The sequence below is a fragment of the Njordella aestuarii genome (assembly GCF_056494165.1).
In genome coordinates, this window is the sequence record NZ_CM151397.1 from 3,117,912 (window position 1) to 3,142,530 (window position 24,619).

Here is a 24,619-nt window from a genome sequence, read left to right on the forward strand (position 1 = left end):
TTCTAGGGGCTAGCTCCGTCAATTTTCGCGGCTCAAGGAATATTAAATCGATTTCTGGGAGTCGTTCACAATGCCTGCGAAGGCGATTCCAGAAAACTGCGTAGCCTAGTCAGACGAATAGGCCACGCCGGTCACGTTCTTCTTCTGCGCTGAATCACCCTAGAGGGTGATCTCTAGGGTGTTACGATGAGAGTGGCAGCCAAGCTGCTCTTACACGATTTAGGCTTGTTCCAGCATTCGAGAGCGAGCGAGCGCTTCTTCCGCCAACCGAATGTAGTCCTGATTTTGCGTTCCCGCCCAGGCTTTTTGATATGTCATGCTGAGCGCCGTAAAGTTGAACCAGTCGTCGGGCTCCAGCTCGCACGCCTGTACACCATGAGCGACTGCCTGCTCATGCTTGCCAATTTGCGTATAGATCTTAGCAAGTGCTAGGTGGCTCAACACATGGCTCGAATCTTCAACGAGCAGCGACTCTAGCTGTGCAGCGGCACCTTCGAGATCGCCGCTGTCCTTCAGCTTTTCAGCTTGATTGTAAAGTTCACTAATGTTTGCCATATATAATGAATGCCTAGAACGTTTTCGCTGGTAGGATGGAGAAAGCGTAGGGACCAAAATCGTCCTCAAAAACCGCCTGATTTCTCGGTTCGGGAAGGTCCAATTGTGGCGAAATTCCTGCTTTTGGCAACCTCTCCACGCGAATCACGAGCGAGTGCCGCTGGCCGACCTGCCCGCAGTTGGTCCTAAGCTAGCGAATTTCTTAACGAATTGTTAACACTTCGGACATGGCGGTTTCATATGGTTTCCGGAAAATGGGCCCCATCGCGGACGGTAGAACGTTCAAACCTATAGCTTGAGCTCCGCCCACCGCGCGGTCTGCGATTGGAATCCGCAGTCCTGGCAGACTACCTATTACATACTCTGAAAAATCGCTAGCCCTCCAGATCCTCGAAAAACAGGTTTTAACCGCATGTTGCGAATATTGAGTGTTGTGTTGCTGAGTGCTCTTTTGGTCAGCCCACTAGCGGCTCAGGTCCAGGTCGATCCGAAGCTCGCTAGCTACAAGCCGACAATCGGCGTGTCGGGCGAGTTGAAGACGGTCGGGTCGGACTCGATGAATAACTTGCTGCAGAAGTGGACCGAAAAGTTTCGCGAGTATTACAAAGGTGTAAGAGCCGAAGTGGAAGGTGCGGGTTCTTCAACAGCCATGCCAGCCTTGATTCAAGGTTCCTCCTCGTTTGGTCCAATGAGCCGCGATCCAAAGGGCAGCGAAATCGAACAGTTCGAAGCCAAATTCGGTTACAAACCAACCGCGCTTCCAACGAGTATTGACTTGCTAGGCGTTTACGTACACCGCGATAATCCGATTGAATCGCTTACCATGAAGCAAGTCGACGCGATTTTTTCGCGGACCCGCAAACTGGGGGCCACTGAGCCAGTATCGACTTGGGGGCAATTGGGGCTGACCGGCGATTTTGCAGACGCAAAAATTAGCATGTTCGGCCGCAATGCATCGTCCGGGACGTACGGTTACTTCAAGGAAGTTGCGCTCGGAAATGGTGACTATGCCGAAACAGTGAACGAGCAAGCTGGAAGTGCAACCGTTGTCCAATCTGTTGGTGAAAACAAGTTTGCTATCGGATACAGCGGCATCGGTTACAAGACCGCAGCCGTCAAAGCGGTCCCGCTTATGAAAAAAGAAGGCGGTAAGGCGATTGCACCTACACCCGAAAATGCTACTTCCGGCGACTATCCGCTCGCTCGATACTTGTTGTTGACTGTAAACCACAAGCCGAACACAAAACTTGATACGCTGCGCACGGAATTTATCAAATTCATATACAGTAAAGAAGGGCAGCAAATCGTTATCGAAGACGGTTATTTCCCTGTCGATGCAAAAACTGCCGAGCTTGCTTTGAAATCAGTGGGAATCATTAAGTAAGCTTCGGTCATGGACCTACCGTCCACGACTGAAAATAAACACGAACCCAACAGACGAGTAAATCTAGGTGACTGAAACGAATCAGCCAGCGAAAACTCGCCGAAAACTGAAGACGTCATGGAAGGTCGCGCTATCAGACAAGATTGCTAGGCAAGTCATCACCATCGGTGGTATTGCCACAATCGGTTCCGTGATGCTGGTGGTGCTTGTACTTGTTTCAAATGTCTTGCCGCTCCTGCGCAAGTCATCCATTGACCCAACTGCCACCGTTGTTCCTTTAGATAGGGATGGTCAAGATGGAACAACGGAATTAGCCTCGCAGCTTGAATCCGTTGCGAGCGTGCCCATTATCCACAGTGGTATCGATGAATTCGGCGAGATCGTTTGGTTCATGAACAGCCAAGGTGACTTGGTTTGTCGTTCTGTGCATAACCAGCAACTGCTCGCTGTGTTTTCCAATTCGACCAAGCCAACTGCCGAATTGACGGCGTCGCTCCGAGATCGAAGTGGCGATCGTTTAATGCTCGGTCGTTCGGATGGTACCCTTCAGCAGTTCTCGATCAAGTACGAAACGACTTTCTTAAAGCACGATGAACTACCGGACGAAGTCGCCGAAGCGTTGAGCCCTCAAAATGGGGTTGTCTCGGAAGTGGTCTTGAATGGCGATTCAACTTATCGAATTTTGGCCGGACAACTGATCCGGCGACAACGGGTCAGCGACGTGGCAGCTTCGGAACCTCAATCGGTCAGCGGTTCGCCGATTCGTAGCATAGACTCGCTGCCACCTAAGTTACTTAGCAGTTTCGACCAATCGACGGAGGCAGTTTTCGCCGCGGTCACGGACACAGAGTTTGTGGCAGGCACGATTGATACGAAGCGGAACCAGTTTACAGGAGATGAGTCGGTCAGTTGGGAACATACGTCGTGTCCGCTCCCAACGGATTTAATTTCTGATGACTGCGCCGGAATACTGGTCCATCAACGAGGTGATTCTGCTACAGTCTGGCTGGAGAACGGTGCTGCGCATCGATTCAAGATTAGTTCTGATGCGCCGCCAAACTGGCTATCTGCCGTTGAATCTCTATGGCCAGAACAAGATTCCCAAATGACGATACGAACTGCTGTGCCGTTGTTAGGTGATAACACCATGCTGTTGGGTACAAGTTCTGGTACCGTCGTGGGAACATTTCTTGCCCAGCAGGAGAACGCTCAAGATAGCTTGCGAACCGACAAGTTCGTGCCGGCGCATCGTTTCGATTTTGCTGATTCCCCTGTTGTCAAGCTAGGTGCGTCGTCTGGGTCTCGATTGTTTGTGTCTCTTCAAGAGAACAATCAGTTGCAGGTGAGCTATGTACCGACTACAACCGTTTTGGATCAGCAGCAAGTTGACGTTAGCGGCAGTGCCACTGAAGTCTGGATATCGCCGAAGCAGGACAAGATTGGTGTCTTAGCAGGTAACAATTTGCAACTTTACAACCTAGCACTCGGTTACCCTGAAGCTTCGCTAAAATCCTTCTTCTCTCCGATATGGTACGAAGGATACTCCGAACCCGTCTCGATTTGGCAAAGCAGTTCAGCAGGCGTGGATGCTGAACCCAAGCTGAGCATGCTGCCACTAATTTTCGGAACGCTAAAGGCCACCTTCTACTCGCTGCTAATCGCTGTACCTCTAGCACTAATGGCGGCAATCTATAGCAGCGAATTTCTGAGTCGCCCTGTTCGGAATCGCGTAAAGCCCGTGATTGAGTTGATGGCAGGCATACCCAGTGTTGTGTTAGGCTTTATCGCGGCGTTGGTGCTCGCAAGTCTGTTTCGTGAAAATGTATTTGCCATCTTACTTTCCTTTTTTACACTGATTTTTTGTTTGGGTTTGGTTGGGAATCTGTGGCTTCTTTTGCCACAACAGATCTACTTGCGATTGGAACGATTCCGCACGACGGTCATGGTTTTCGTTGTGCCCTTAGGTATTTATGCCGCTTGGGTTATTGCGAATCCATTGGAACGCCTGCTTTTTGAGAGGTCGCTAATCTGGTGGCTTGATGCACAAGACGCATCTGCATGGCCAGGCTGGTTCATGCTGCTGTTGCCCATCTCAATGTTGCTCGTTGCTTACCTCTCGGTGACAGTTGTGGCAGGATTGCTGCGACCGGTCGCACGGGATTGGGGAGCGAAACCATTCTCGATTCTGATGGTCGCTCGGTATTTGTTGAGCTGTCTGGCAACAGTCGGGCTGGCTGCACTCCTTGCTACCGTATTGACTTCCAGTGGTTTTGACCCACGCGGCACATTTTTTGGAAGTTACCAAGAACGCAACGCTCTGCTGGTAGGTAGCGTCCTCGGTTTTGCAATTATTCCGATCATATACACGATTGCAGAAGATGCCTTGCAAGCGGTCCCGCAGCATCTGCGATCGGCTTCGCTGGGTTGTGGTGCGACTGCATGGCAAACAACTACGAGGATCGTACTGCCGACTGCGATGAGTGGCCTTTTTGGTGGAATAATGATTGGTTTCGGTCGCGCCGTAGGTGAGACGATGGTGGTACTGATGGCCGCGGGCAACACACCGGTTATGGATGTGAATCCGTTTAACGGCTACCGAACATTGTCCGCAACGCTGGCGACAGAGTTGCCTGAAGCGGCGCGTGAATCAGCCCACTTTCATACGCTCTTCTTGGCCGCATTGCTTCTGTTTTGTTTTACACTGGTTGCCAATACGTTAGCCGAGTTTGTTCGCATGCGTTTTCGAAAGAGGTCGTATCAATTATGACCAGCATCCAACCTGCAGCAGGCTTGAATCCGGTGAGCGATGCAACGAGCGAGGTTATACCGGTTCATGTAGCGCGTACACACCGTCCAGTACAATCTGGCCTCACGGTGCTTGCTCGTGGAGAATCATTTGTATGGCTAACCGGTGGCATGCTCGTCGTCGCCATCGGAATGATTGTTGCGCTTCTAACATTCGTTTTTTATCGCGGAATGCTGACGTTCTGGCCAGCTTTGTTTGCCATCTACCCAATGCACGACGGCGGGATGACAGCTGGCGAACCGCAACAAATCGATTCGTTTTCCTATGAAGCAACGCAACTGGGGGCTCTCAGCGAGCCTGCCCGACAGAAGGCCCTCGACCGATTGGGAAGTTCTCCCAATGAACTGGCAGAACGCGTATACCTTCGAGTCGGAAACTTTGAACTTTCCGGAAAGCATTTTGATTATCTGAACGAGTTCGAACAGAACTCTACGGAGGCGTTTTATCCCGAGCAAGTTTGGGTGGTCGAGCGTCTACACTCCGGAAGATTTTACGGCTTTCCAAGCGCATTTCATGAGAAGTTTTCTCCCAGCACGGAAACTAAGTACCAGACACTCATTGAAGCACAGGGCTTGCTGGCAACATTACAAGGATATGCGACCGAAGAGTTGGCGTTATCCGAAGAGGAGGCCAACTCAATCAATGCGTCGCTTACCCAGAACGCTCAACGAGTTTCCTCGCAATTTTATCAGAGCGTAATGGATGGTACGCCACTGAGTGCAGGCGAACATTGGGAGTACGTCGATGACGAAGGCGCGATGCAGGTTCTGCCGGACAGTGCAGGTTTGCCACAGAATGCGCAGCAGTTATGGCTTATTGGAAAGTCGCCGCAGACGATTTGGGACGCGTTCGAGCTTGCTTCAGCCTCGATCGCAACTATGCCTGAACAGTTGGCAGATTTGCAAGAGGAGCTTGCGCATAATGATCGCGAGCTAAAGCGTGCGCGGCTGGCGTTGCGACAAGCCGAATTAGATTTCAATGTGCTGTTTATTGATTCAGTTTTTGAGCAAGAGTCCGACTGGGTGACTGTTAGTATTGCTCAGGCCCAACAAACCGAACTCAATGCATTGTTCAACGTGCTGATGCAAAATGTAACAGTATCTGAAGAGCTAAAAGCAAAGCTGGATGCATTATTCGCTCGCAGTAAGGCGGAGACGTTGGAGCAAATCGAAACTTTCCAAACGGAAAGTGCAGATCGTTTCAAAGTGTTTGCGGATTTGCCGCCGACCTGTCTGGAGGCAATTGCTCGCTATAAAGAGGTTTTGACCTCTATCTCGCTGAAGCAGATTGAAGTCAATGAGAAAATCATTGAGATTGAAGCGGAGATGCGATCTTCGTATGTGAAAATGAACGCAACCGAACTTGATGCCGCAACAGCATTGGAGTTCGATAAAGAAGCGGATGCTGATAACAATGATGCAGCGATTGCACCGGAGCTGTTAGAAGAGGTCGTCAGTAAGTTGGGCTGGAAGGTAGCTGATCTGAACGCAGATCTAACCGCTTCTAAAATCGGTAACGACGTTTGGTGGGTCGTTGCGGCAACCGAAGACGGCGAACGAATTGGTTATGTCAGCCGGATCGACGACGCTTGGCATGTTGCTCCGGCGAAACAGACGGAAATCGAAGTGGCTGAGATTGTACGTGCGTACCGGCCAAATCAGTTGACCTTGCTTGGTAAGTTACGAGTTTTCGGCAGTCGTTGGTACGAGTTCGTTAGTGCGAACCCACGCGAAGCTGGGATGGAAGGCGGGTTTTTTCCCGCGATCTGGGGAACTGTGGTCATGACGATGATCATGGCGTTAATGGTCGTTCCGTTTGGCGTTTTAGCGGCGCTTTACCTTCGTGAATATGCGACCAATGGTTGGATTGTTGGTATCTTGCGAATCGCGATCAATAATTTGGCTGGAGTTCCAAGTGTTGTATACGGAGTTTTTGGGTTAGCATTCTTTTGCTATGTTGTAGGTGGTTACATTGATGGCGGCCCCGACAAAGCTGGAATCGCAGTTTGGCCGCCGGCAACATGGTATCTCATGCTTGGGGTTGTTGCGGCTGTATCGGTTGTTGCTTTCTTTGTCAGTTTTGCCTGCTCAGGTTCACCGATGGCGTTGGGGCCGTGGCGACGTTTTGGAAGGTCGATTGCAGGCTTCATTTGGCTGGTGTCGCTGCTAGGTTTTGTCGCATTGATTGCTAAGTCACCGTTCTTTGATGGTTTCTATGAAGCGAACCTCCCTAATCCAACTTTTGGTAAGGGGGGATTGATATGGGCCTCGTTAACCTTGGCGATTCTGACTTTACCCGTCGTCATTGTAGCGACAGAAGAGGCACTTTCAGCGGTCCCAAATTCACTGCGGGAAGGCTCGTATGCCTGTGGAGCGGGAAAATGGCAAACGATTCATCGCATCGTTTTGCCTCACGCGCGGCCTGGTATTATGACCGGCACCATTTTGGCGATGGCTCGTGGAGCTGGTGAGGTAGCGCCGATGATGTTGGTAGGCGCGTTACCTATGGCGATTGATTTGCCTTTAGATGGCGAATTTCCGTTCTTCCACGGTTCGCGAAGCTTTATGCACCTTGGTTTCCAAATTTATGCGTTAGGATTCCAAGGCCAGAATAGTGAAGCGGCCAAGCCGATGGTCTTTACGACAACGCTGCTGTTGATCCTAATAGTCCTGATGCTAAACTTGTGCGCGATCATCCTTCGTTCTCGCATGAAAAAACGTTTTCAAGGCGTCCAGTTCTAGTCCTAAAAATATATTGAGCTTCGGTGGATCGACTAAAAGCAATTGCAGAAGGTGAAGAGATCGAATCGGCCATCCATGCGGATGTATTCGAAGAGACTCCTATCCTCGATATCCGAAATTTCAGTCTATGGTACGGACGCAAGCAGGCGTTGCATAAGATTGCCATGCAGATCCCGCATGGCAAAGTCACTGCGTTGATTGGCCCCAGTGGCTGCGGAAAATCGAGTCTTCTGCGCAGTGTCAATCGCATGAATGACTTGTTAGGAAACGTGCGAATCGAAGGCGACATGGTTCTTTCGGGGGATTCGATATTTTCGCCCGGCGTCGACGTGATTGAGTTACGTAAGCGAATGGGAATGGTTTTTCAAAAACCGAACCCGTTTCCGATGAGTATCTTCGAGAACGTCGTTTATCCGCTTCGTATCGATGGCGAGCGAAACAAGAAACGGTTGAGCGAAGTCTGCGAAAAAAGTCTGCGCGGGTCTGCGTTATGGGAAGAAGTTAAAGATCGCTTAAACGAAAGTGGTCTTGGTTTATCTGGTGGGCAGCAGCAGCGATTATGTATCGCGCGAGCTATAGCCAGCGATCCGGAGGTCCTTTTGTTGGATGAGCCGTGTTCGGCACTCGACCCTTTAGCGACAGGCAAGATCGAGAACTTGATCGACGAACTGCGTGGCGAGTATTCTGTTTTGATCGTAACGCATAACATGCAACAAGCCAGCCGCATCAGCGACTACACTGCATTTATGTATCTTGGTCGTTTGATCGAATACGGTAAGACATCAACGATCTTTACGAAGCCTCAGTTAAAAGAGACCGAAGACTACATCACCGGCCGCTTCGGCTAAAAAAGGTGTCAGGACTCGTTATTTAAATTCTGCCGCGGCAAAGACGGTTTCGCCTTTTCTTTGGCTCCCAGTTGCTCCGCTTTATCTTGCCGGTCACAATACGGCCAGTATCACCTTTCGAAGTTACTGGAGAACAGGCACATCTAGTGGAAAAGGTGTCAGGACTCGTTTCACACGCGAGCTATCGTCGAGGTTTGTATGGGAAGACCAAAGCGAGCTGATGAGGCAGGGGCGATTTATCACGCTCTGAACAGGGGCAATGCTTGTAGCACTATTTTTCAGAAACCGGAAGACTACGACGCATTCGAGCGCATTGTTGCAGAGGGTTTGGAACGCTACAAATGTCAAATGCTTGCCTATCAGATAATGCCCAGCCATTGGCATTTTGTGCTGCAACCACTCGAAGACGGAGCGATGAGCAATCTACTGCGGTGGGTGACTTTGACTCACACAATGCGGCTTCATGCTCACTACGATACGGCTGGTCAAGGTCACGTTTACCAAGGCCGTTTCAAAAGCTTTCCAGTGCAGGATGACGAACACTTTCTGACGGTCTGCCGGTATGTCGAACGAAACGCAGTGCGGGCAGGCCTGGTCGCCAGGGCCCAGGACTGGAAATGGGGTTCCTTGCATCGTTGGTTGTCAAAGCCCGAACCGGAGCCTAAGCTACTTTCCCCTTGGCCTATCCCACGGACGGTACGTTGGATACAGCGAGTCAACACGGCGTTGACGATAAAAGAGCTGGAAGCAATCCGACGTTGTGTCAGACGTGGTACACCTTATGGACAGGAAGAATGGACCAAGTCGACCGCAAGCCGCTTAAAGCTCCAGTCGACCCTCCGACCACTTGGAAGACCGAAAAAAGAGTCCTGACACCTTTTTACTGGATGTGCCATGGAAGTTATCACATTGCAATCAGGAAGTGCTGGCAACTGCGTGTTTGTGCGGAGTGGCGAGACGCGGCTGCTTTTTGATGCGGGAATAAGCGGATGCAGGGCCAAAACGCGATTGGCGGAGCATGGTTATGATATCGAGGATTGCGATGCGTTAATCCTCTCCCATGAACATAGCGATCACATTTGTGGCGTTGGAGTGTTTCATCGCAAATTCGGGCTGCCAGTTTACGCCAACTCCAGAACTTGGAAGGCAACTTGCGCAAAGCGGTCCACGGGCAACATAGGTGATCCGAACTATTTTGTCTCGGGTAAGCCCTTTCAGATTGGTTCGCTGCGTATCGAGCCGTTAAGAACGCCTCACGATGCGATCGAAGGTGTCTGTTTTGTAATCGAAGACGTTGTATCTGGGCAGCGATTTGGTTTGCTGACCGATTTAGGTCATGTCTTTAGTGGGCTTCGAAGGATTATCGGTACTCTCGACGCGGTTTTGATTGAAAGCAACTATGACGAGGACATGTTGCGGGACGGTCCTTACCCGCTTCACTTAAAGCAACGCATCTCAGGACGATGCGGCCACATTTCGAATGCCGATGCTGCTGAGCTTTTGGACTTGTGCGATATGCGGCAACTTCAGTGGGCATGTTTGGGGCATCTTTCAGAACACAATAATTCGCCCGAGGTAGCTTTAGCTGCGCATCATGAGCGACACAGAGGCCGTTTCCCTCTCTTCTGCGCTCATCGCGACAAATCACTACGTCTGCCAACGATCAAACAATACGCTTTGTCGCTCAAGGCCCACGTCGTGTCATGATATAATTGGCGAATCGGTGAATCTCTTTTTTCAAACGCACGATAGTGCTATCAAGCGCCGAGCATTTCATCGCCTTCATTTCGACAATCTCAAACTTGACGCAGAAATCAGACATTGGGCTCGCAGCACCACTCTTGATGCCTCGCATGACAATTTGCTGCTCCGGTATGGCGATTCACTTTTGCTATCGCTGGATCTTAGATCAACTGTTGAGTCAATTCGCGGATTTGGTCTAGAACCTTAATCGATTCTACGGAAAAACCTGCGTGCGCAGGAGTGGCTTTGGCGTTGTGTTCGTCGCCCAACCCAGCCTTCCTCGATTCTTTAAGTCGCTTCATGATCAGGTCTCGAATGTCGGATGCATTTGCGAGGCCTTCGAGTAAACCTTGGTGCGATCCCCCTCGCACACCTTCAGCGGCTGCGCCTCCGCCTCCGCCCGCGGTTTCAACCGTCAGGTTCGCGAATCCAAAGTAACGCTGTAAAGGTCCCTGCTGAAGATGCACATTTTGAATATTCTCAAACGTGATCGTCGTTTCGTGAATAACCCAAATACCGCGACGAATTCGCAGCGACCGGCCGGAAAGCAGATACCACGTGGTGTCATACTTCAGATGGATAGCAATGTATACCAGTATGTCGGGGAGGATGATAAGCGCCAGTGCCAGAGGTGTGATAAGTAAACCGATGATCGGATACCAGATCGCAATGGCTATCCAGATCGCGGTGAGGATCACATCGACGATGACCAACCCAATCCAAAAAAAGAGTCGCTGATAGTTTAAAAAAGCGTGGCTTGGTCGAAACACCTCGACTGATTCATTTGGGCCGACCGGCAATGTAGGAGGGGATTCCGGGACGATAAACAAACGCGTTAGTATCGACCAGATGCCTCGATAACACCACTCCGAGGCGCGAAGTACAACGGTGTCTTTTGAGTTTGGTCCTAACATCAATTAGTCTCTTTTTGTTGCACTAGGGTCGCGAGATTGTCACGGATCGCTTTGAGCAGTTCGATTGCTTGATCGGGGTGCCTTTCCGAATCTTCCTGAGCCGATTCTTCATCGCCTCGAGCGCCGCGCATTCGGCTATACAAGTAGTCGCGCAGTTCTTCCGCTTGGAGGACTCCTTCGATTTTCATTTCAGGCGTCGCGCTACCTGATGCCGTTTGTATGCTCACATCGGCCAGACCGAGCCAACGTTGAAAAAGGTTGCGCGTCACATGAATATCTTGAATTCTGCGATAGGTGAGCTGAACTTCTTTTTGAAACAGGAGTCCCCGTTTCATCGAAACACCTTCGGAATCAAATCGGTAAAGGAGGGTAATGTAACGCAACCACAATGCTGGAAGGGCCACGATTACTGCAGGTCCGGTGCAGATTGCGACAAGCATATAGTAGGTTAACAATTTTGCATCTGGGCGCGTGATTCCCGCTGCGTCAAAAGTGTTTGCAGTATTTCGCGTTGGAGGCGAAAGGTGCGTCGTTGGTGTGTACACGTTATTCCTCTATCAATGACGAGTGCGACTAAGAGAAAATTTACTCGCTGTACGCGCTGAAAGGGAGTACGCGTCGCAGAAACGCTTTTTTAACTGGAGGTGCTTGACTGACAAGTGGTATGGAATGTGCTTTGTTGCCATCCTATAGACAAATTTACAAAGGCCGATCAATTTCCGGTAAAGCTGCGAATTCAACGAAAGCATAATATGACAACGACACTTATCACTGGCGCATCGTCTGGTATTGGGCTCGAATTAGCCAAGCAATTTGCTGGCGGCGGTGATAACGTGGTTTTAGTTGCTCGTAGCGAAGACAAACTTCACGACCTTGCGGATTTGATTCGTGCCGAGCACAACGTGTCGGCGGAAGTCATTGCCGCCGATCTTGCGACCTCCCATGCAGTCGATGGACTGTGCGAGCAACTGAAAAAGAAGTCTATCCACGTTGACACACTGGTGAACAACGCCGGCTTCGGAGCACTTGGGAAATTCGCGGAGCTTTCGGCTGCGCGGCAGACCGACATGCTTATGGTCAATGTCGTCGCTCTAACTCGGCTAACCAGATTGTTGTTACCCGATATGCTGAAGCGTGGAACTGGCGGCATCCTGAACGTGGGATCAATTGCCGCGTATCAAGCTGGCCCCAACATGGCGGTTTACTATGCGTCCAAAGCTTATGTATTGTCATTCACCGAGGCCTTGCGTGAAGAGCTCGCAGGAACCGGCTTGCACGTAACTTGTCTAGCGCCCGGCCCGACAGAATCTGGGTTTGGCAACGATTCAGGCATGGGGAAGCTCGACATGTTTTCGTCTTCGGCCATGACCGCCGAGTTCGTCGCGGAAACAGGTTATCAGGGATATCGTAAAAACGAGGACACGGTGATACCGGGTTGGAAAAATCGACTCATGGTAGCAGGTGTTGGATTTCTACCTCGCTCTGCCACTCGAAAGCTGGTCGGCAAGATGCAACGCGTTTGATGGATAAGTGCATGTGAGAGCATTCAGCGCAGTCCTCGGTTCTCCGCTGTTCGTTTCACTTCGCGCCATTCAATTCCGTCGCATGACCTGCCGATAAAGTCGGTGTGTTTCGATTTCGGATTTGCTTTCGAAAGTCACCTCAATGTCGGCACTACCTCCACGAGGAAAAGTCACACCACGTTTGCCCCATGTGCCGCGACAACCTCTAGAGCCTCGCGTAAAAGCTCAACCAAGAGTGCTGCCACCGCCTCGCACTAAGCACCTTCCCCGCAGTTGGCAGAAACCGTGACGCGCATTGCAGTCGTCGCACCGGTGTCCTTCGGAGGCAAAGCGTGAAGCTTTGGTTTCGAGGGGAAAGTTGCTAGTTCAGTGGAGTTGGAAGCTTCCGCCCGGGGGCGTTGTAGTACACGCAACAGGATCCGAGAGTGCTACGTCTCGGACGAGGCCATCGGCTCGATTTGCCCAGTCGCTATCGATTTTCGGACCAGCTAGCACACGGGGCCGTTGAGCTTGGCCGAAAGCTCAAAATCGGCTGATCAAGTCAGTTGATTATGCGGAAACTCTTCAACGGATATTTCTGCTCTCGATCGTGGTAGGCGAGATAGCCGTTCCCAGTCGACCTGGTTTTGGGCAGAATCCGTTTTTCTCGTTCGAGCGGCGTGGTCGAGCAAAATTGCCGCTGTTGGCTGTCGAGATCATCGGCTACCATCTACAATTCGAGCACGATTCGACTAACTCTCCCCCTGACCTTGTTGTATGAAAAACATCCGGAACTTCTGCATTATTGCCCATATCGATCATGGCAAGTCGACCTTGGCCGATCGCCTTATCCAAGCTTGCGGAGCAGTTACGCAGCGTGAGTTCCATGACCAAATGCTCGATTCGATGGATATCGAACGCGAACGCGGTATCACGATCAAGAGCAATTCTATCACGCTGTCGTATCGAGCTGGAGACGGTCAAGATTATCTGCTGAATTTGATCGATACCCCTGGTCACGTGGACTTTTCCCACGAAGTTAGGCGATCCTTGATGGCCTGCGAAGGGGCATTGATCGTGGTCGACGCATCGCAGGGCGTAGAGGCTCAGACTGTCGCGAATCTTTTTCTAGCGATGGAATATAACCTGGAACTGTTGCCGGTCATCAACAAAATTGACCTTCCGGCCGCCGACATCGAACGGGTACGTGAAGAGATTGATGCAGATCTGGGTTTAGATCCCTTTGCCGCTATACCCGTATCGGCTAAGACGGGCGTAGGGATCGGCGACGTGCTTGAAGGAATCGTCAAAAGCCTTCCGGCGCCTAAGGGCGATCCTGAGGCACCGTTGAAAGCACTAGTCTTTGACGCACACTTTGATACTTTCCGCGGCGTTATTCTGCAAATTCGAGTAATCGAAGGGACGTTAAAGACCGGCGAGATAATTCACTTTATGCACGCGGGCCGCGACTATAAAGTAGACGAGCTCGGTTACAATCAGTTGAAACTTGTGACCCGCAGTCAACTAAGTGTTGGGGAAGTCGGCTACGTCGTGGCCGGTGTGAAAAGTGTCAAAGATATCGAAATTGGAGACACAATTACGCTGGAAAATCGTCGAGCCGAGTCACCTATCCCTGGCTATAAAAAAGCCAAGCAGGTCGTATTCTCGTCTATCTATCCTATGAGCACCGATGAGTATCAAGATCTAACCAAGGCACTCGAGAAGCTATCGATCAATGATGCATCGCTGACGTTTGAGAAGGACAGTTCGGCGGCTCTTGGGTTTGGATTTCGCTGTGGTTTCCTTGGTCTGTTGCATCTGGATGTTATTCAAGAACGACTTCAGCGCGAGTTCGATTTGGGGTTAGTTATCTCGGCGCCTTCGGTTAAATACAAACTGCAGTTGAGTGACGGTTCAACACTTGACGTTGATAATCCCAGCTACTGGCCTGATCCGTCCAATATTGAATCGACCACTGAGCCGTTTATTAAGGCTTCCATCCTCATTCCAGAGGAGTACGTCGGTCCTGTTATGGAACTGTGTCGCGAGCATCGCTCGGATAGTCAAACGATGAGCTACCTTTCGGCGGGACGTGTCGAAGTTACCAGCGAGATGCCGCTTGGCGAAGTGCTCTTCGACTTTTACGGCAAGCTCAAAATGATCACGCGTGGTTACGGATCATTCGATTATGTGCCGATCGAATATCGGAAGACGGATATTGTTAAGGTTGACATTCTTGTCAACAAGGAACCGGTCGACGCGTTATCGTATCTAGTGCATCGCGATAAGTCGCGCACTCGAGCGCTACATTATTGCGAGCAACTGGCCGAGGCGATACCTCGCCACCAGTTCAAAATTCCTATCCAAGGAGCTATCGGCGGAAGTATTATCGCTCGAGCAACGATCCAACCTTTCCGCAAGGACGTCACAGCCAAACTGTATGGCGGCGACGTGACGCGGAAGAATAAATTGTTGGAGAAGCAAAAACGTGGAAAAGCCAAAATGAAGCAATTTGGAAGCGTGAACATTCCGCAGAAGGCTTTCATCTCGGTGCTTCGTAACGACAAGGATTAACTGTAGCGAGAATGATCGCACAGCTACTGCGTCTTAACAACTGACTACGCGGCTCAAGCGTTTGCCAGTCGCGAGCCTGGTCGTAATCAGGATTTCAGAGTTGTATGAAACGATCAGCGATTTCCACATGCTAGCAAAAATCGCTCTGGAATTACGAATACTCTCGCATTAAACGCGAATAGCGTCTCTGCGGCTCTAAATCCAAAAACTTTTGGTAACGGAAGAGTGGCCGCATGCGTAAAAAGTCTGTCGCCGTTTATGAAAACGTATCCTTTTTCCGGAGGGACGAAATGCTTCGTTCAATTTCACTAGTTTTCGCGATGCTAGTGGCCATTCAAGCCTCGCTTTATGAGCCTACATTCGCGCAAAATGACGCAAAATTTGCTGTTCGAATCGACATCGAGAAAATCGCCGACACGTCGCTCGGCAGCCGCTTACTTGAAGCGACCCGCAAGGTAGCTCAAAAAGAAATCGGTAACGACCAAGACGATGTGCTTGAGAAAGTCACTCAAGCCCTGGGTTTTAATCCACTTGAAGAAGTGCAGTCCATCACGCTGACGGGAACCGATTGGGATAAACCTGAAGATTCGCTAAGCTTGTCCGTGCAGCTTGGTCAGAGTTCTGGCAACATCGAAGGCCTCTTGCTGGGCGCACCTGGCTACCAGTCGGATGAAGTCCAAGGGGAAACTATCCACTCAATCGAGGTCAACAACCAACGTTTGTATATCGCCATCCGAACGGATGCCACCGGTAACAAAAGCGTCAATGCGACAACCAACCGGGATAAGCTTCTTGCGGCTCTTGCGCAATCAGTAGAAAAGTCGAGTACGACCATGCCTCAAGACAGCTCGAATGCGGACGCTATTTTGAGCGTACAGCTATTCGAACTACCAGAACAAATGGTTAAGCACGATGTAGCAGCGAACGTATCTCGAATAGTGACGGCGATTTCGGCTGACGTAACGGAGAATGGAAGCGATCTGGACGTGGCAGTCCGCTTGGCTGCCGTCGATACCAAGAAGGCCGAGCAGTTGCAACAACTGGTGCAGGGCGCGACTGCGATGGTTAGTTTGTTGGAAGAGCAACTGGGGAACGATGAGACGGCGAAGAAAGCGTTGGACATCGTAAAGAAAATCAAAGTAGAGCGAAACGAATCCAGCGTGGTCATCATGCTTCAAATCTCGCAAAACCTGATCATCGACATACTCCAAAGCGAAACAGATCTTCCACTGTAGTGAGCATGCGAATCTCCGTCGCGTTTTGTCAGTCGCTAATTGGGCTACCTCACTAATCTATGTTGACCGAAAAGATTCATTCGACGAGTTCAACCAGCCAGCTTGTGGAGCAATCACAAGCTGGCTGTGACCGAGCCTTCGGCGAATTATTTCTGCGTTATCAACCTCGTCTTTTGCGGTTTCTCGAAAAGCGACTCTTAGGATTTAACGTCGATCCAGACGATGTTGTTCAAGAGTCGATGACGAAAGCGTGGCAAAACCTACATTCGTTTGACCAACGATTTCAGTTTACGACATGGCTTTACACAATTGCAACGCGCACTGCGACGGACTATTGCCGTAGGGCAAGAAGAGCCGAAAAGCTGGTGTTGGCGGATAGCATCAGTGAATTTGCAACGCCAACTTCCGAACAACCTTTTGACGAAGAGGATGCGGATAAAATTTGGCGTATCGCCCGCAAAACGCTTAGTTGCGATCAGTTCTCCGCCTTGTGGTTGAGGTATGGTGAAGGCCTTACCATAAAGGAGATAGCCAACGTCTTGAATCGGACGGCCATGAGTGTTAGGGTGCAACTGTATCGATCGCGGAACACACTTGAACCGTACTTGTCGGAGTTTCGTCCTCAAAAAGATGCTAACCGGCCATGAAAACATTACTCGCAAAATGGATTATCAGTTCGTCGCTGGATTCAGGGCGACCGTTGCCACGGTGGGTGCTTCGTAAGATCGAATCGGATCAAAAAATAGCTCGATTCTACCACGCCTGTATGTTGCTTGAAGACAAGATTGGCCGCCGCCAAGGATCTCATGCACAGGCGGAATTCGTGCCGGAGCTTTCGGCGGCTATTTTCAGCCAAGCACAGCACGCGGACTCTTCACTACAGATAGCTTCAAAGAGGGAAGTTGTTGGCAAGCGAGTAGTGCCGTGGGCAATTTCTGCTTCCGTTTTATTGTGCGTAGTCGCCTTTTGGCCTTCGAAAAACCATAACAAGGCGGTGGTTCTGACTCCAGTTCTGGAAGGTGCGAGACAGACGGCGCAGCAATCCGAACTGGAATCCTTGAACGCGTCGGCAAATGCAGGACGTTACGTAATCGGGCAGCTCGCATCTTGCGCCGATCGGTTGTCGTTGGCCGTGATTGAAAATGCACAAGGCGTCAGTGTGGAGCAACCACGGATCATACTTCGCGAATCGAAAGATCAATTGGAACAGGCGCAAGCTATCTTCAGTAGCGTTCTGATGGAAATAACACATCAAGTTGAGAAGCAGGCGAGTTCGACGGAATAGTCGCATTTGTCGACGAGGTAAGTGCGCTGCAAACTGCCGTTGATTTGCATGCTAAAAAATCTTGAGATCGGTTGCCATAAAGGTCTGCCAAAAGCAATGTGGAGATGTAGTCTCGACGTGCCGAACGCCGATTGCTAAAAAATGACGTGGATCTTCCTTGGCTTTGGTTTCTGCGGTTTCGGAGTTGCATGGATGCGTACTTTTATATCACTTCGTTTCACATTGTCGGCAATATGCCTTGTAAGTTCGCTTGCGGCACACGCTCATGCTCAGTCCCGAACGCAGAACGGTGCCACGCTCGGCGGAGTTGCGGGTGCGGTAATCGGAGGAATCGTTGGTCATCAAAATGACGAGGCGATCGAGGGTGTTCTGATCGGTGGCGCTGTAGGAGCGGTTACCGGTGGCGTTCTTGGACACACAAAAGACCGCCAGCAACAGTCGTATTATCAGCAGCCTCCCGTTTATCGGTCTACTGTTCAACAACCTGTGACGTACTATCCTTCGACGACAACCACGACCGTTGTTGGTCGCAAGCCCGTAACGATTGCTGATGTGATCACACTTTCACGTAGCGGTGTCAACGATGGCGTTATCATTAACCAGATTCAGTCTAACGGAATTCAATCGCGTCCAGAAGTGAATGAAGTGCTGTTGATGCACCAGCAAGGGGTCAGCGATGTGGTTATCGCTGCCATGCAGAACCTAGGCTCAATCAACACCAACACGGTGACGACCTATTCTTCACCATCGCCAGTGATTGTCCAAGAGCAGCCGGTCATCGTTCACCAACCAATGTATGCACCGCGTCCGGTTTACTACCGCAGCGCGCACCCTTATCATTACCAATATCGCCGCGGCTTCTAAGTTCGGCAACGAAGAGTGTTAGACAGATGTCACTTGTTTGCGGCAGCTGTTACCTTTTCCAACGCGGCTGCTGCATCGTACGGTTTTTCGTTCTTGTAGAGATCTAGGATCGCGGCCGCAAACGGTTTCTGTTCATCGCCGACCATTGCGACGACTTTTTCTTGTAAGCCGATCGCTTTCGCAAACTCTTCGTTGGCGGCTTCTGCAGCGGCCAACGCCGCGAGGTCACCTGGATTTTGGTATTCAGATAGTTCGCAAGCCTTTGACGCGGACGTAAGTGCTGCCGATTTGTCGAGCAAACTAGCGTCTTTGGCAGTAATCAGGATCCATGCACGGTTTTGATGTGCAAGTCCATACTCTGGTGCAAGTTCGATCGCTTTGTCAAAATCGGCTAATGCTTCTGACTCCTGGCCAATTTGTTGTAAGTTGTAACCGCGATTGTTAAATGCTACCGCCGCTTGAGGGTTCAGTTCAATTACTTTTGCGAAGTCGGCAATGGCTGCCTTATGATCGCTCATTTGAAAGTATACGAATCCGCGTCCCATGATCGACGGAATATGTTTCCCGTCCAAGTCGATTGCCTTGGAAAAATCAGTAACGCTCGCTTTCAGGTCCAGTTTTGCTTTATGTGCGACTGCTCGCTGTTGATAAAGTGAAGGGTTTTCAGCAGCCAGTTTGATTGCTTGGTTGTAGTCCTCAACAGCCTTTGCAAAATTTGACATCGACATGTAAACAGCAGCGCGGTTCACGTAATGCGATACGACGTCAGGCTCTTTCTCGATTGCAACTGTGTAATCTTCGACTGCTTTTTCGTATTCTCCAATCGCTGCATTAAAAAGAGCTCGCGAAACATATGCGTGAGCTTGAGTGTAACCAAGTTCGATAGCTCGATTAAAATCGGCTAGAGCCTCTGTTTGTTTGCCCTGTTCCCAATACGCACCGGCTCGCAGGGTGTAGAGTCGACCATCGTCCGACCGGTCGGTAATTAGTTCTGAGTAGATATCTGCTGACTCGGGAATTGCAACTGCGTTAGCTTTGGCAACGACGCCTTTGCGGCCATTGAAGGTGCGGACTAGAAAATTTTCCTCACGTTCTTCCAGTACGGTCAGCAGGTCGCCTTTTTCAATGACATCGACGACCTCGCCATCTACAACCAACTTCATTTGGACACGCGATACGCGGGGTGGAAATGCAGCGGGTTCCTGTCCAGCTAATGGCACTGCGAAGGTGAGTGTAGCGGCGGCAAGTGCAATGCGGAGATACTTCAAACTGGGAGCCATGGTTGAAAAGAAAGCCAAGCTTTGTTCGGTTGTGTTTGGGCAAATCAACAGGCCTTTTTAGGATTTTTGTCTGCCTGCTGTCGTCCTAAACCCAATTTAGTTGCTTTACAGACTTTCGACCACGCACGATTTTTGAGCGAACGAGTTTTGCGAGCAATTTTTCGTTGTTTTATGTCTTAGACATCCATGGCGGCCGTTGCAAATAGACAGTCTAGGACTAATATCTTGCGCAACCGGTATATTCTGTACATGTACACCCATGGCAATGTGGGTCGACAATTATTGTTCTTCTTGGAGATCGTCTTGATGAAGCTAACTCGAATTTTTGCAGCCGTAGTGCCAATGGCTCTGGGATTGTCCCAGCTAGCCGTTGCGGGGCACTTTTGCGGCGGTTGCTCTGATCCATGCCAGCCAGCGGGGCGTCATGGTCGATTGTTCGGCCACCATCGCGGAGGTGGGTACGGCGTTGCCGCCGTTTCACCGGCGGCTGCCTGTGGATATGGCCCAGCCATGAACTACGCTCCTGCCGTGGCTTATTCTGCACCCGTAGTACAGTATGCTGCGCCAGCGATTGAATACAGCCTGCAAGCTGCTCCGACGGTATCCAACTACTACGGCTCCGGCGCAATAACAGCCGACGGTGGCTACGTCCCGCAAGCCCAAGCGATCCCCGCAACGCAATCTATTTGTGAACCTGTGACGGGCTATCGCGTGGTTATGGAATCACAATTCGTCACTGAAACCGTGGCTCAGCCTGCGACTGAAACGCAGACCGAAACGCGTTACCGAACAAAGACTGTTTACAAGACAGTTCCAGTCAAGACGCAAAACTACCGAACGCGTACGGTAATGACGCCCAAGACCGAAACTCAGACAGTTGAATACACTGTGCTAGTTCCAGAAACGAACGAAAAGACTGTTGACTTGACTGTGAGCGTTCCGGTTTGGAACGAAGTCAGTGAGAACTACACGGTCAAGGTTCCTGAAGTTGTCGAAGTGCCAGAAGAATACACTGTTCGTGTTGCAACGCTACGCGATCAAGAGTTCACCTATACTGTCTATATTCCTCAAACAGAGAAGCAGACCAAAGTCCAAACGGTTACTAATGCTGTTCCAGTGACGAAGACACGCGTTGTTCAGCGAGCGGTACCTGTTTACTCCTCACAGACTGTGACGAAGGATTATGGGCATTGGGAGTTGGTAGTTGAAGAAGTCGCACCGATCTCGGCGCCGGTTTCTACTTATAACGGAACGGTCGGTGGACCATCCTATACGAGCGGTAGCGCCTGTGGTTGTGGAAGCACGACCGCGTATGCTTCGTCGAGTGTCGGATGTTCATCAGGTTGTGGCGCCGCTGTCGCTCGCAACTGTGGCTGCGGAACGTCCGTTGCGACCGGTTGTGGTTGCGGTAGTTCCGCTATGGTCAGTGGTTGCGGAAGCTCCTTGGGCTGCGGAAGCTCGTCGTTTGCTGGACAAGGTGTATCGTATGCACCGGCTGCAAATTGCGGAGTTCAGGCTGCATCGCGTCGTGTTTGGGTGCCGAACGTAGTCACTGAAGAAGTGCCTGTCGTAACGTCTCAAATGCAGAGCGAAGAGATCACTTACACTGTTTACGAGCAACAAAGCGAACAAGTTCCTTACGAGTGCACTTATATCGTTTATCGTCCGGAAACTCGGACTGGTACACGCAAGGTAGTGGACTATGTTAACGAAACACGGACTCGTACACGTAAGTCGGTGACTTACCGCGACGAAACTCGCACGCGAACTCGCCGTGCAATGAGCTACGAAACGCAAACGAAGACCGAAACGTATCCGTACGTCTCGTATCGCAGCGAAACTCGCACCAAAGAAATTTCGTTTACGGTGCAGGTGCCAGAGCAAGTTGTTGAGCCTTACGAAGATACTCGCTACGAACAAGTTGCAGAGCAAGTTGTTGAAGAATATCAAGCTCAAGTGCAGATGCCGACAACTCGTGAAGTTCAAGTTCAAGTTTGTCGTATGGTGCCAAAGCTCGTACCGTATACCTATTCTCCATGTGCATCTACTTCCGCTTCGACCGGTGGCTACTCGACTTCAGTAGGTTCCGCTAGCTATAGCGTCGGCGGTTACGACACCAGTGTCGTCGCCGGTTGTGGATGTGGAGCGACTTCGCGATTAAATGTTGCTCCTCAACAATGCTGTAACTAGCGTTTGAGCTTGCAGCAAGAAAAAACTGAACGCACGCCGATCGTGAGATTTGGCGTGCGTTTTTTTGTTTCATAAGCCACCAGAGCGATACCAAGCGAGGATTGCAAGGCACATAACAACGACCAAAAGACATCCTTCGATTAGTCGTTTCGTAACTTTTTGGCTTGGAATCATAAGTTCCGCTTTCTTCGTCTTTTGAATCAGTTTGCGGTAAGCTCGTTGCGAGAATAGAGTTTCCTGACGAGGTCAAATACTAGACCATGTCAAATCGTTCGGCCCGTATCTGATGCAGACCGAAATTCAATGCCAACACGCCGTCTTCTGCACTATCCATCATTGGTTCAGGCCCACAGATGAAGACACTGAAACTTCTGGTTTCGGCAGGCAGATTCCGTTCAAGTAGATCTCGATCGATATAGCCACGCTCACCTTGCCAGTCACCATCAGCTTCGTTCAAAACATGGATGATTTGAAGATTCAGCAACCTTTCGAGCTCTTCCAGTTCCGAACGAAACGCAATTTCGGCTGCGCACGTGTTACCATAAATCAATATCAGTGGGCGTGGATCGTTTCGATCACGCAGGGTGCGCAGAATACTCATTGCGGGCGTAATCCCGATGCCTCCCATGATGAAGATTGCACCAGGCGATTCGTCATCTAGACAAAATAGACCATAGGGGCCTTCAAGATAGACGGTGTCGCCAACAGCTGCGTTGACAAGCTTTTCGCTGAAATCGCCGAGCACTTTGGCTGTGAATTCAACTTTCTCCGGCGCATCTAACGCACTTGAGGAGAATGAGTAGGGATTCTGTTGAAGCTTGAATGGTGAATCGCCCAGCGTCATCCAAGCGTACTGGCCGCTTCTGAACGTTATACCTCGATGGCCGACCGGTTCTACGGCAATGGTACTAGAGTCGCCCAGTTCATTGCGTATCTCTACGATTCTGTAAGCCCGCTTTCGCATTTGAAGTGGACGCCACAGCCGCACATAGGCAAGCGTAAGAATTGCGCCACCACCGATAGTGATCAAGAGTATGCGTTTTGCCAAACCTTGGACGTAGTGTTCGACTTGCCATGAGTGTGCCATACCGACAACTACTACCCCGGTCGCAAGCAGCGCATGCGTTATTCGCCACCACTCGTATCCAAGCTTGATCTTTTTCCGCCAAAGCGACAAAACGACCAATAGTATGATTGCGATCGTTGCCATAATGAGGAAAATCGCCCGCAGAAAGTTCACTCGAGGATCGAAATACTCGAGATACTTGGGCTCCGTAAAAATGAGCACTAGGGGATGCCCTAGCAAAAAGAATAGCAGGAGAATGCCGAGGTAACGGTGGAACTGTAAGACGGTGTCGGTTCCAAACGGCTTTCCAATTCGGCGAAACCTTGAAGTCAGCAGGAACTGTATGGAAAGTGTCATGAGCATTGCAAAGCCCAACATGACACCGAATTCAATCCAAAACGGACGGCCTGGCGGCGTATCGCCGCTCAGAAATAACAACGTCGGAAAGATGATGGCGCCACAAAATACTGCTAACCATGCAATACTGCTGAATACAGCGCGGAGCATCAATAGATTCTTTCCAAAGAACTGGCTGAGTTAAACGACTGATTCGATGGACAGTTGCAGAAAACGTACCGACACAACTTTTTAAAGTCGTCACGACCAAAAATTAGGTGTGCGCGGGAAGTCAGTCAGCTTGGCGGTGACGGGTAAGCGTTATCAATCTACCCGTCCGCTCAGTTTGTACGCTAAATAGCGACATCAAGCGTTGGTCAGCACATTTTCAAGTCGTTGAAAGTTGGGCCAAGAGTCTTTTGCTTGTGTAGGGGAATGTTCGGCTGTTTTCCCGGCCTGCTCGACATACCACTGAGTTAGTCTCTGAACGATTTCCGATCGATCTTCGTTCAGCATGAGCACATGGTCCATTTGAGGATAGTACTCGACTGAAATCTCTTCTCGCGATTGTAGTTCGGGAAAGACGTCATAGAATTGGTGAGCATAGCTGTAGTAGTCCATTACTCCGCCAGTGTAAACGAACTTGAGCTGTACGTTTTGATCGGCCAGCTTCCCGATCGACTCAAAAGCTTCATCTCGAGCCGGAAACTCACGTATATCGGAACCTAGAGGCATGGTTAACGATGTCTCTTTGCGGTTCCAAAATTTGTTGACCAACAATTCTTTCCATTTGTTCAAGCTCAAGATCTTCGGTATGTATTTTCGCCTGAAGGCCGACAGATAGTATCTGCCGGTTCGATAGCCTAAACCGTCCATCAATGCAACTGCAGTAATTCGTTCATTCTGCAATGCGGCTTCGATAGCGTCGTCTGCGCCGGAGCATAAACCGAACAGCATGAACTTTCCGTAGCCATACTCGCGGGCTAACAAGTTAATCGCTTGATTGACTTCATGTGACGAACGCTGAAGCGACGTACCTTGACTAGCGACCGGCAAGCTTTCGCCAATCCCTGACAGGTCAAAGCGGAACGAAGGTATCCCTGCCTCTGCAAGCGATCTAGCTAAATGAACATGCAGTCTCATCGGACCAGCGCTGCTAAGCATACCCGCGGTCAGCATGAGCACTACGGGTTTCGTCTGGCGGGAATCGCCCTGTCCGACATTTGACGCTACGCCACAGTGAACACCGTAAAGGTTTTCGTGTTGGCCAAAAACGTGAGGCGTTTCGTTCATAAA

General features: G+C 50.4%; 19 protein-coding genes. 13 read left to right on the forward strand and 6 right to left on the reverse strand.

What is annotated here, in order from left to right; genetic code table 11:
* Positions 1-219: 219 nt before the first annotated feature.
* Complete coding sequence (locus SH451x_RS12195; protein WP_479362732.1) at positions 220-555, reverse strand: tetratricopeptide repeat protein; 336 nt, start codon at positions 553-555, stop codon at positions 220-222.
* Between the two features lie 412 nt (positions 556-967).
* Here SH451x_RS12195 and SH451x_RS12200 point away from each other — a divergent pair, with 412 nt between their 5' ends.
* The 6 genes from SH451x_RS12200 to SH451x_RS12225 all read left to right on the forward strand — a co-directional run bounded on the left by SH451x_RS12200 (position 968) and on the right by SH451x_RS12225 (position 10,041).
* Positions 968-1,939: a PstS family phosphate ABC transporter substrate-binding protein gene (locus SH451x_RS12200; RefSeq protein WP_479362733.1), complete on the forward strand. Its 972-nt coding sequence runs from the start codon at positions 968-970 to the stop codon at positions 1,937-1,939.
* A gap of 67 nt (positions 1,940-2,006) precedes the next feature.
* Positions 2,007-4,706, forward strand: a complete 2,700-nt coding sequence (locus tag SH451x_RS12205; protein ID WP_479362734.1) for an ABC transporter permease subunit — start codon at positions 2,007-2,009, stop codon at positions 4,704-4,706.
* Positions 4,703-7,486 (forward strand): phosphate ABC transporter permease PstA, encoded by a 2,784-nt coding sequence (locus tag SH451x_RS12210; RefSeq protein ID WP_479362735.1) that lies wholly within the window; start codon positions 4,703-4,705, stop codon positions 7,484-7,486. The genes SH451x_RS12205 and SH451x_RS12210 overlap by 4 nt, the downstream gene beginning before the upstream one ends.
* Positions 7,487-7,509: 23 nt before the next feature.
* Positions 7,510-8,334, forward strand: coding sequence for a phosphate ABC transporter ATP-binding protein PstB (pstB, locus tag SH451x_RS12215; RefSeq protein WP_479362736.1), 825 nt, complete (start codon positions 7,510-7,512; stop codon positions 8,332-8,334).
* A gap of 198 nt (positions 8,335-8,532) precedes the next feature.
* Complete coding sequence (locus SH451x_RS12220; RefSeq protein ID WP_479362737.1) at positions 8,533-9,207, forward strand: transposase; 675 nt, start codon at positions 8,533-8,535, stop codon at positions 9,205-9,207.
* A 21-nt stretch (positions 9,208-9,228) separates the two neighbouring features.
* Complete coding sequence (locus SH451x_RS12225; protein ID WP_479362738.1) at positions 9,229-10,041, forward strand: MBL fold metallo-hydrolase; 813 nt, start codon at positions 9,229-9,231, stop codon at positions 10,039-10,041.
* A 197-nt stretch (positions 10,042-10,238) separates the two neighbouring features.
* Here the strand turns inward: SH451x_RS12225 and SH451x_RS12230 are convergent, their stop codons facing one another.
* Both SH451x_RS12230 and SH451x_RS12235 read right to left on the reverse strand, forming a co-directional pair.
* A complete protein-coding gene (locus SH451x_RS12230; RefSeq protein ID WP_479362739.1) occupies positions 10,239-10,991 on the reverse strand; it encodes a PH domain-containing protein in 753 nt (250 codons plus the stop codon).
* Positions 10,991-11,536 carry a PH domain-containing protein gene (locus tag SH451x_RS12235; RefSeq protein ID WP_479362740.1) on the reverse strand — a complete coding sequence of 182 codons (546 nt, stop codon included), beginning with the start codon at positions 11,534-11,536 and terminating at the stop codon, positions 10,991-10,993. The genes SH451x_RS12230 and SH451x_RS12235 overlap by 1 nt, the downstream gene beginning before the upstream one ends.
* A 207-nt stretch (positions 11,537-11,743) precedes the next feature.
* On the opposite strand from SH451x_RS12235, the gene SH451x_RS12240 reads away from it, so the two are divergent.
* From SH451x_RS12240 to SH451x_RS12265, 6 genes are all read left to right on the forward strand, one after another.
* Positions 11,744-12,514, forward strand: coding sequence for an SDR family NAD(P)-dependent oxidoreductase (locus SH451x_RS12240; protein ID WP_479362741.1), 771 nt, complete (start codon positions 11,744-11,746; stop codon positions 12,512-12,514).
* A 756-nt stretch (positions 12,515-13,270) separates the two neighbouring features.
* On the forward strand, positions 13,271-15,067 hold the full coding sequence (gene lepA, locus SH451x_RS12245) for a translation elongation factor 4 (protein WP_479362742.1): 1,797 nt from the start codon (positions 13,271-13,273) through the stop codon (positions 15,065-15,067).
* Positions 15,068-15,357: 290 nt separating this feature from the next.
* Positions 15,358-16,302 carry a hypothetical protein gene (locus tag SH451x_RS12250; protein ID WP_479362743.1) on the forward strand — a complete coding sequence of 315 codons (945 nt, stop codon included), beginning with the start codon at positions 15,358-15,360 and terminating at the stop codon, positions 16,300-16,302.
* 59 nt (positions 16,303-16,361) lie between these two features.
* Entirely contained in the window at positions 16,362-16,949 is a 588-nt protein-coding gene (locus SH451x_RS12255; protein ID WP_479362744.1) for an RNA polymerase sigma factor, read from the forward strand.
* Positions 16,946-17,587, forward strand: coding sequence for a hypothetical protein (locus tag SH451x_RS12260; protein ID WP_479362745.1), 642 nt, complete (start codon positions 16,946-16,948; stop codon positions 17,585-17,587). Before SH451x_RS12255 ends, SH451x_RS12260 begins: the two co-directional genes overlap by 4 nt.
* Positions 17,588-17,779: 192 nt before the next feature.
* Positions 17,780-18,451, forward strand: coding sequence for a YMGG-like glycine zipper-containing protein (locus SH451x_RS12265; RefSeq protein ID WP_479362746.1), 672 nt, complete (start codon positions 17,780-17,782; stop codon positions 18,449-18,451).
* A 29-nt stretch (positions 18,452-18,480) separates the two neighbouring features.
* Here SH451x_RS12265 and SH451x_RS12270 read toward each other — a convergent pair whose 3' ends face one another.
* Complete coding sequence (locus SH451x_RS12270) at positions 18,481-19,731, reverse strand: tetratricopeptide repeat protein (RefSeq protein WP_479362747.1); 1,251 nt, start codon at positions 19,729-19,731, stop codon at positions 18,481-18,483.
* A 306-nt stretch (positions 19,732-20,037) separates the two neighbouring features.
* Here SH451x_RS12270 and SH451x_RS12275 point away from each other — a divergent pair, with 306 nt between their 5' ends.
* Complete coding sequence (locus SH451x_RS12275) at positions 20,038-21,921, forward strand: ferredoxin (protein WP_479362748.1); 1,884 nt, start codon at positions 20,038-20,040, stop codon at positions 21,919-21,921.
* A 253-nt stretch (positions 21,922-22,174) separates the two neighbouring features.
* Here the strand turns inward: SH451x_RS12275 and SH451x_RS12280 are convergent, their stop codons facing one another.
* Both SH451x_RS12280 and SH451x_RS12285 read right to left on the reverse strand, forming a co-directional pair.
* Positions 22,175-23,494, reverse strand: a complete 1,320-nt coding sequence (locus SH451x_RS12280; protein ID WP_479362749.1) for a ferredoxin reductase family protein — start codon at positions 23,492-23,494, stop codon at positions 22,175-22,177.
* A 195-nt stretch (positions 23,495-23,689) separates the two neighbouring features.
* Positions 23,690-24,616 (reverse strand): alpha/beta hydrolase, encoded by a 927-nt coding sequence (locus SH451x_RS12285; RefSeq protein WP_479362750.1) that lies wholly within the window; start codon positions 24,614-24,616, stop codon positions 23,690-23,692.
* Between the last annotated feature and the right edge of the window lie 3 nt (positions 24,617-24,619).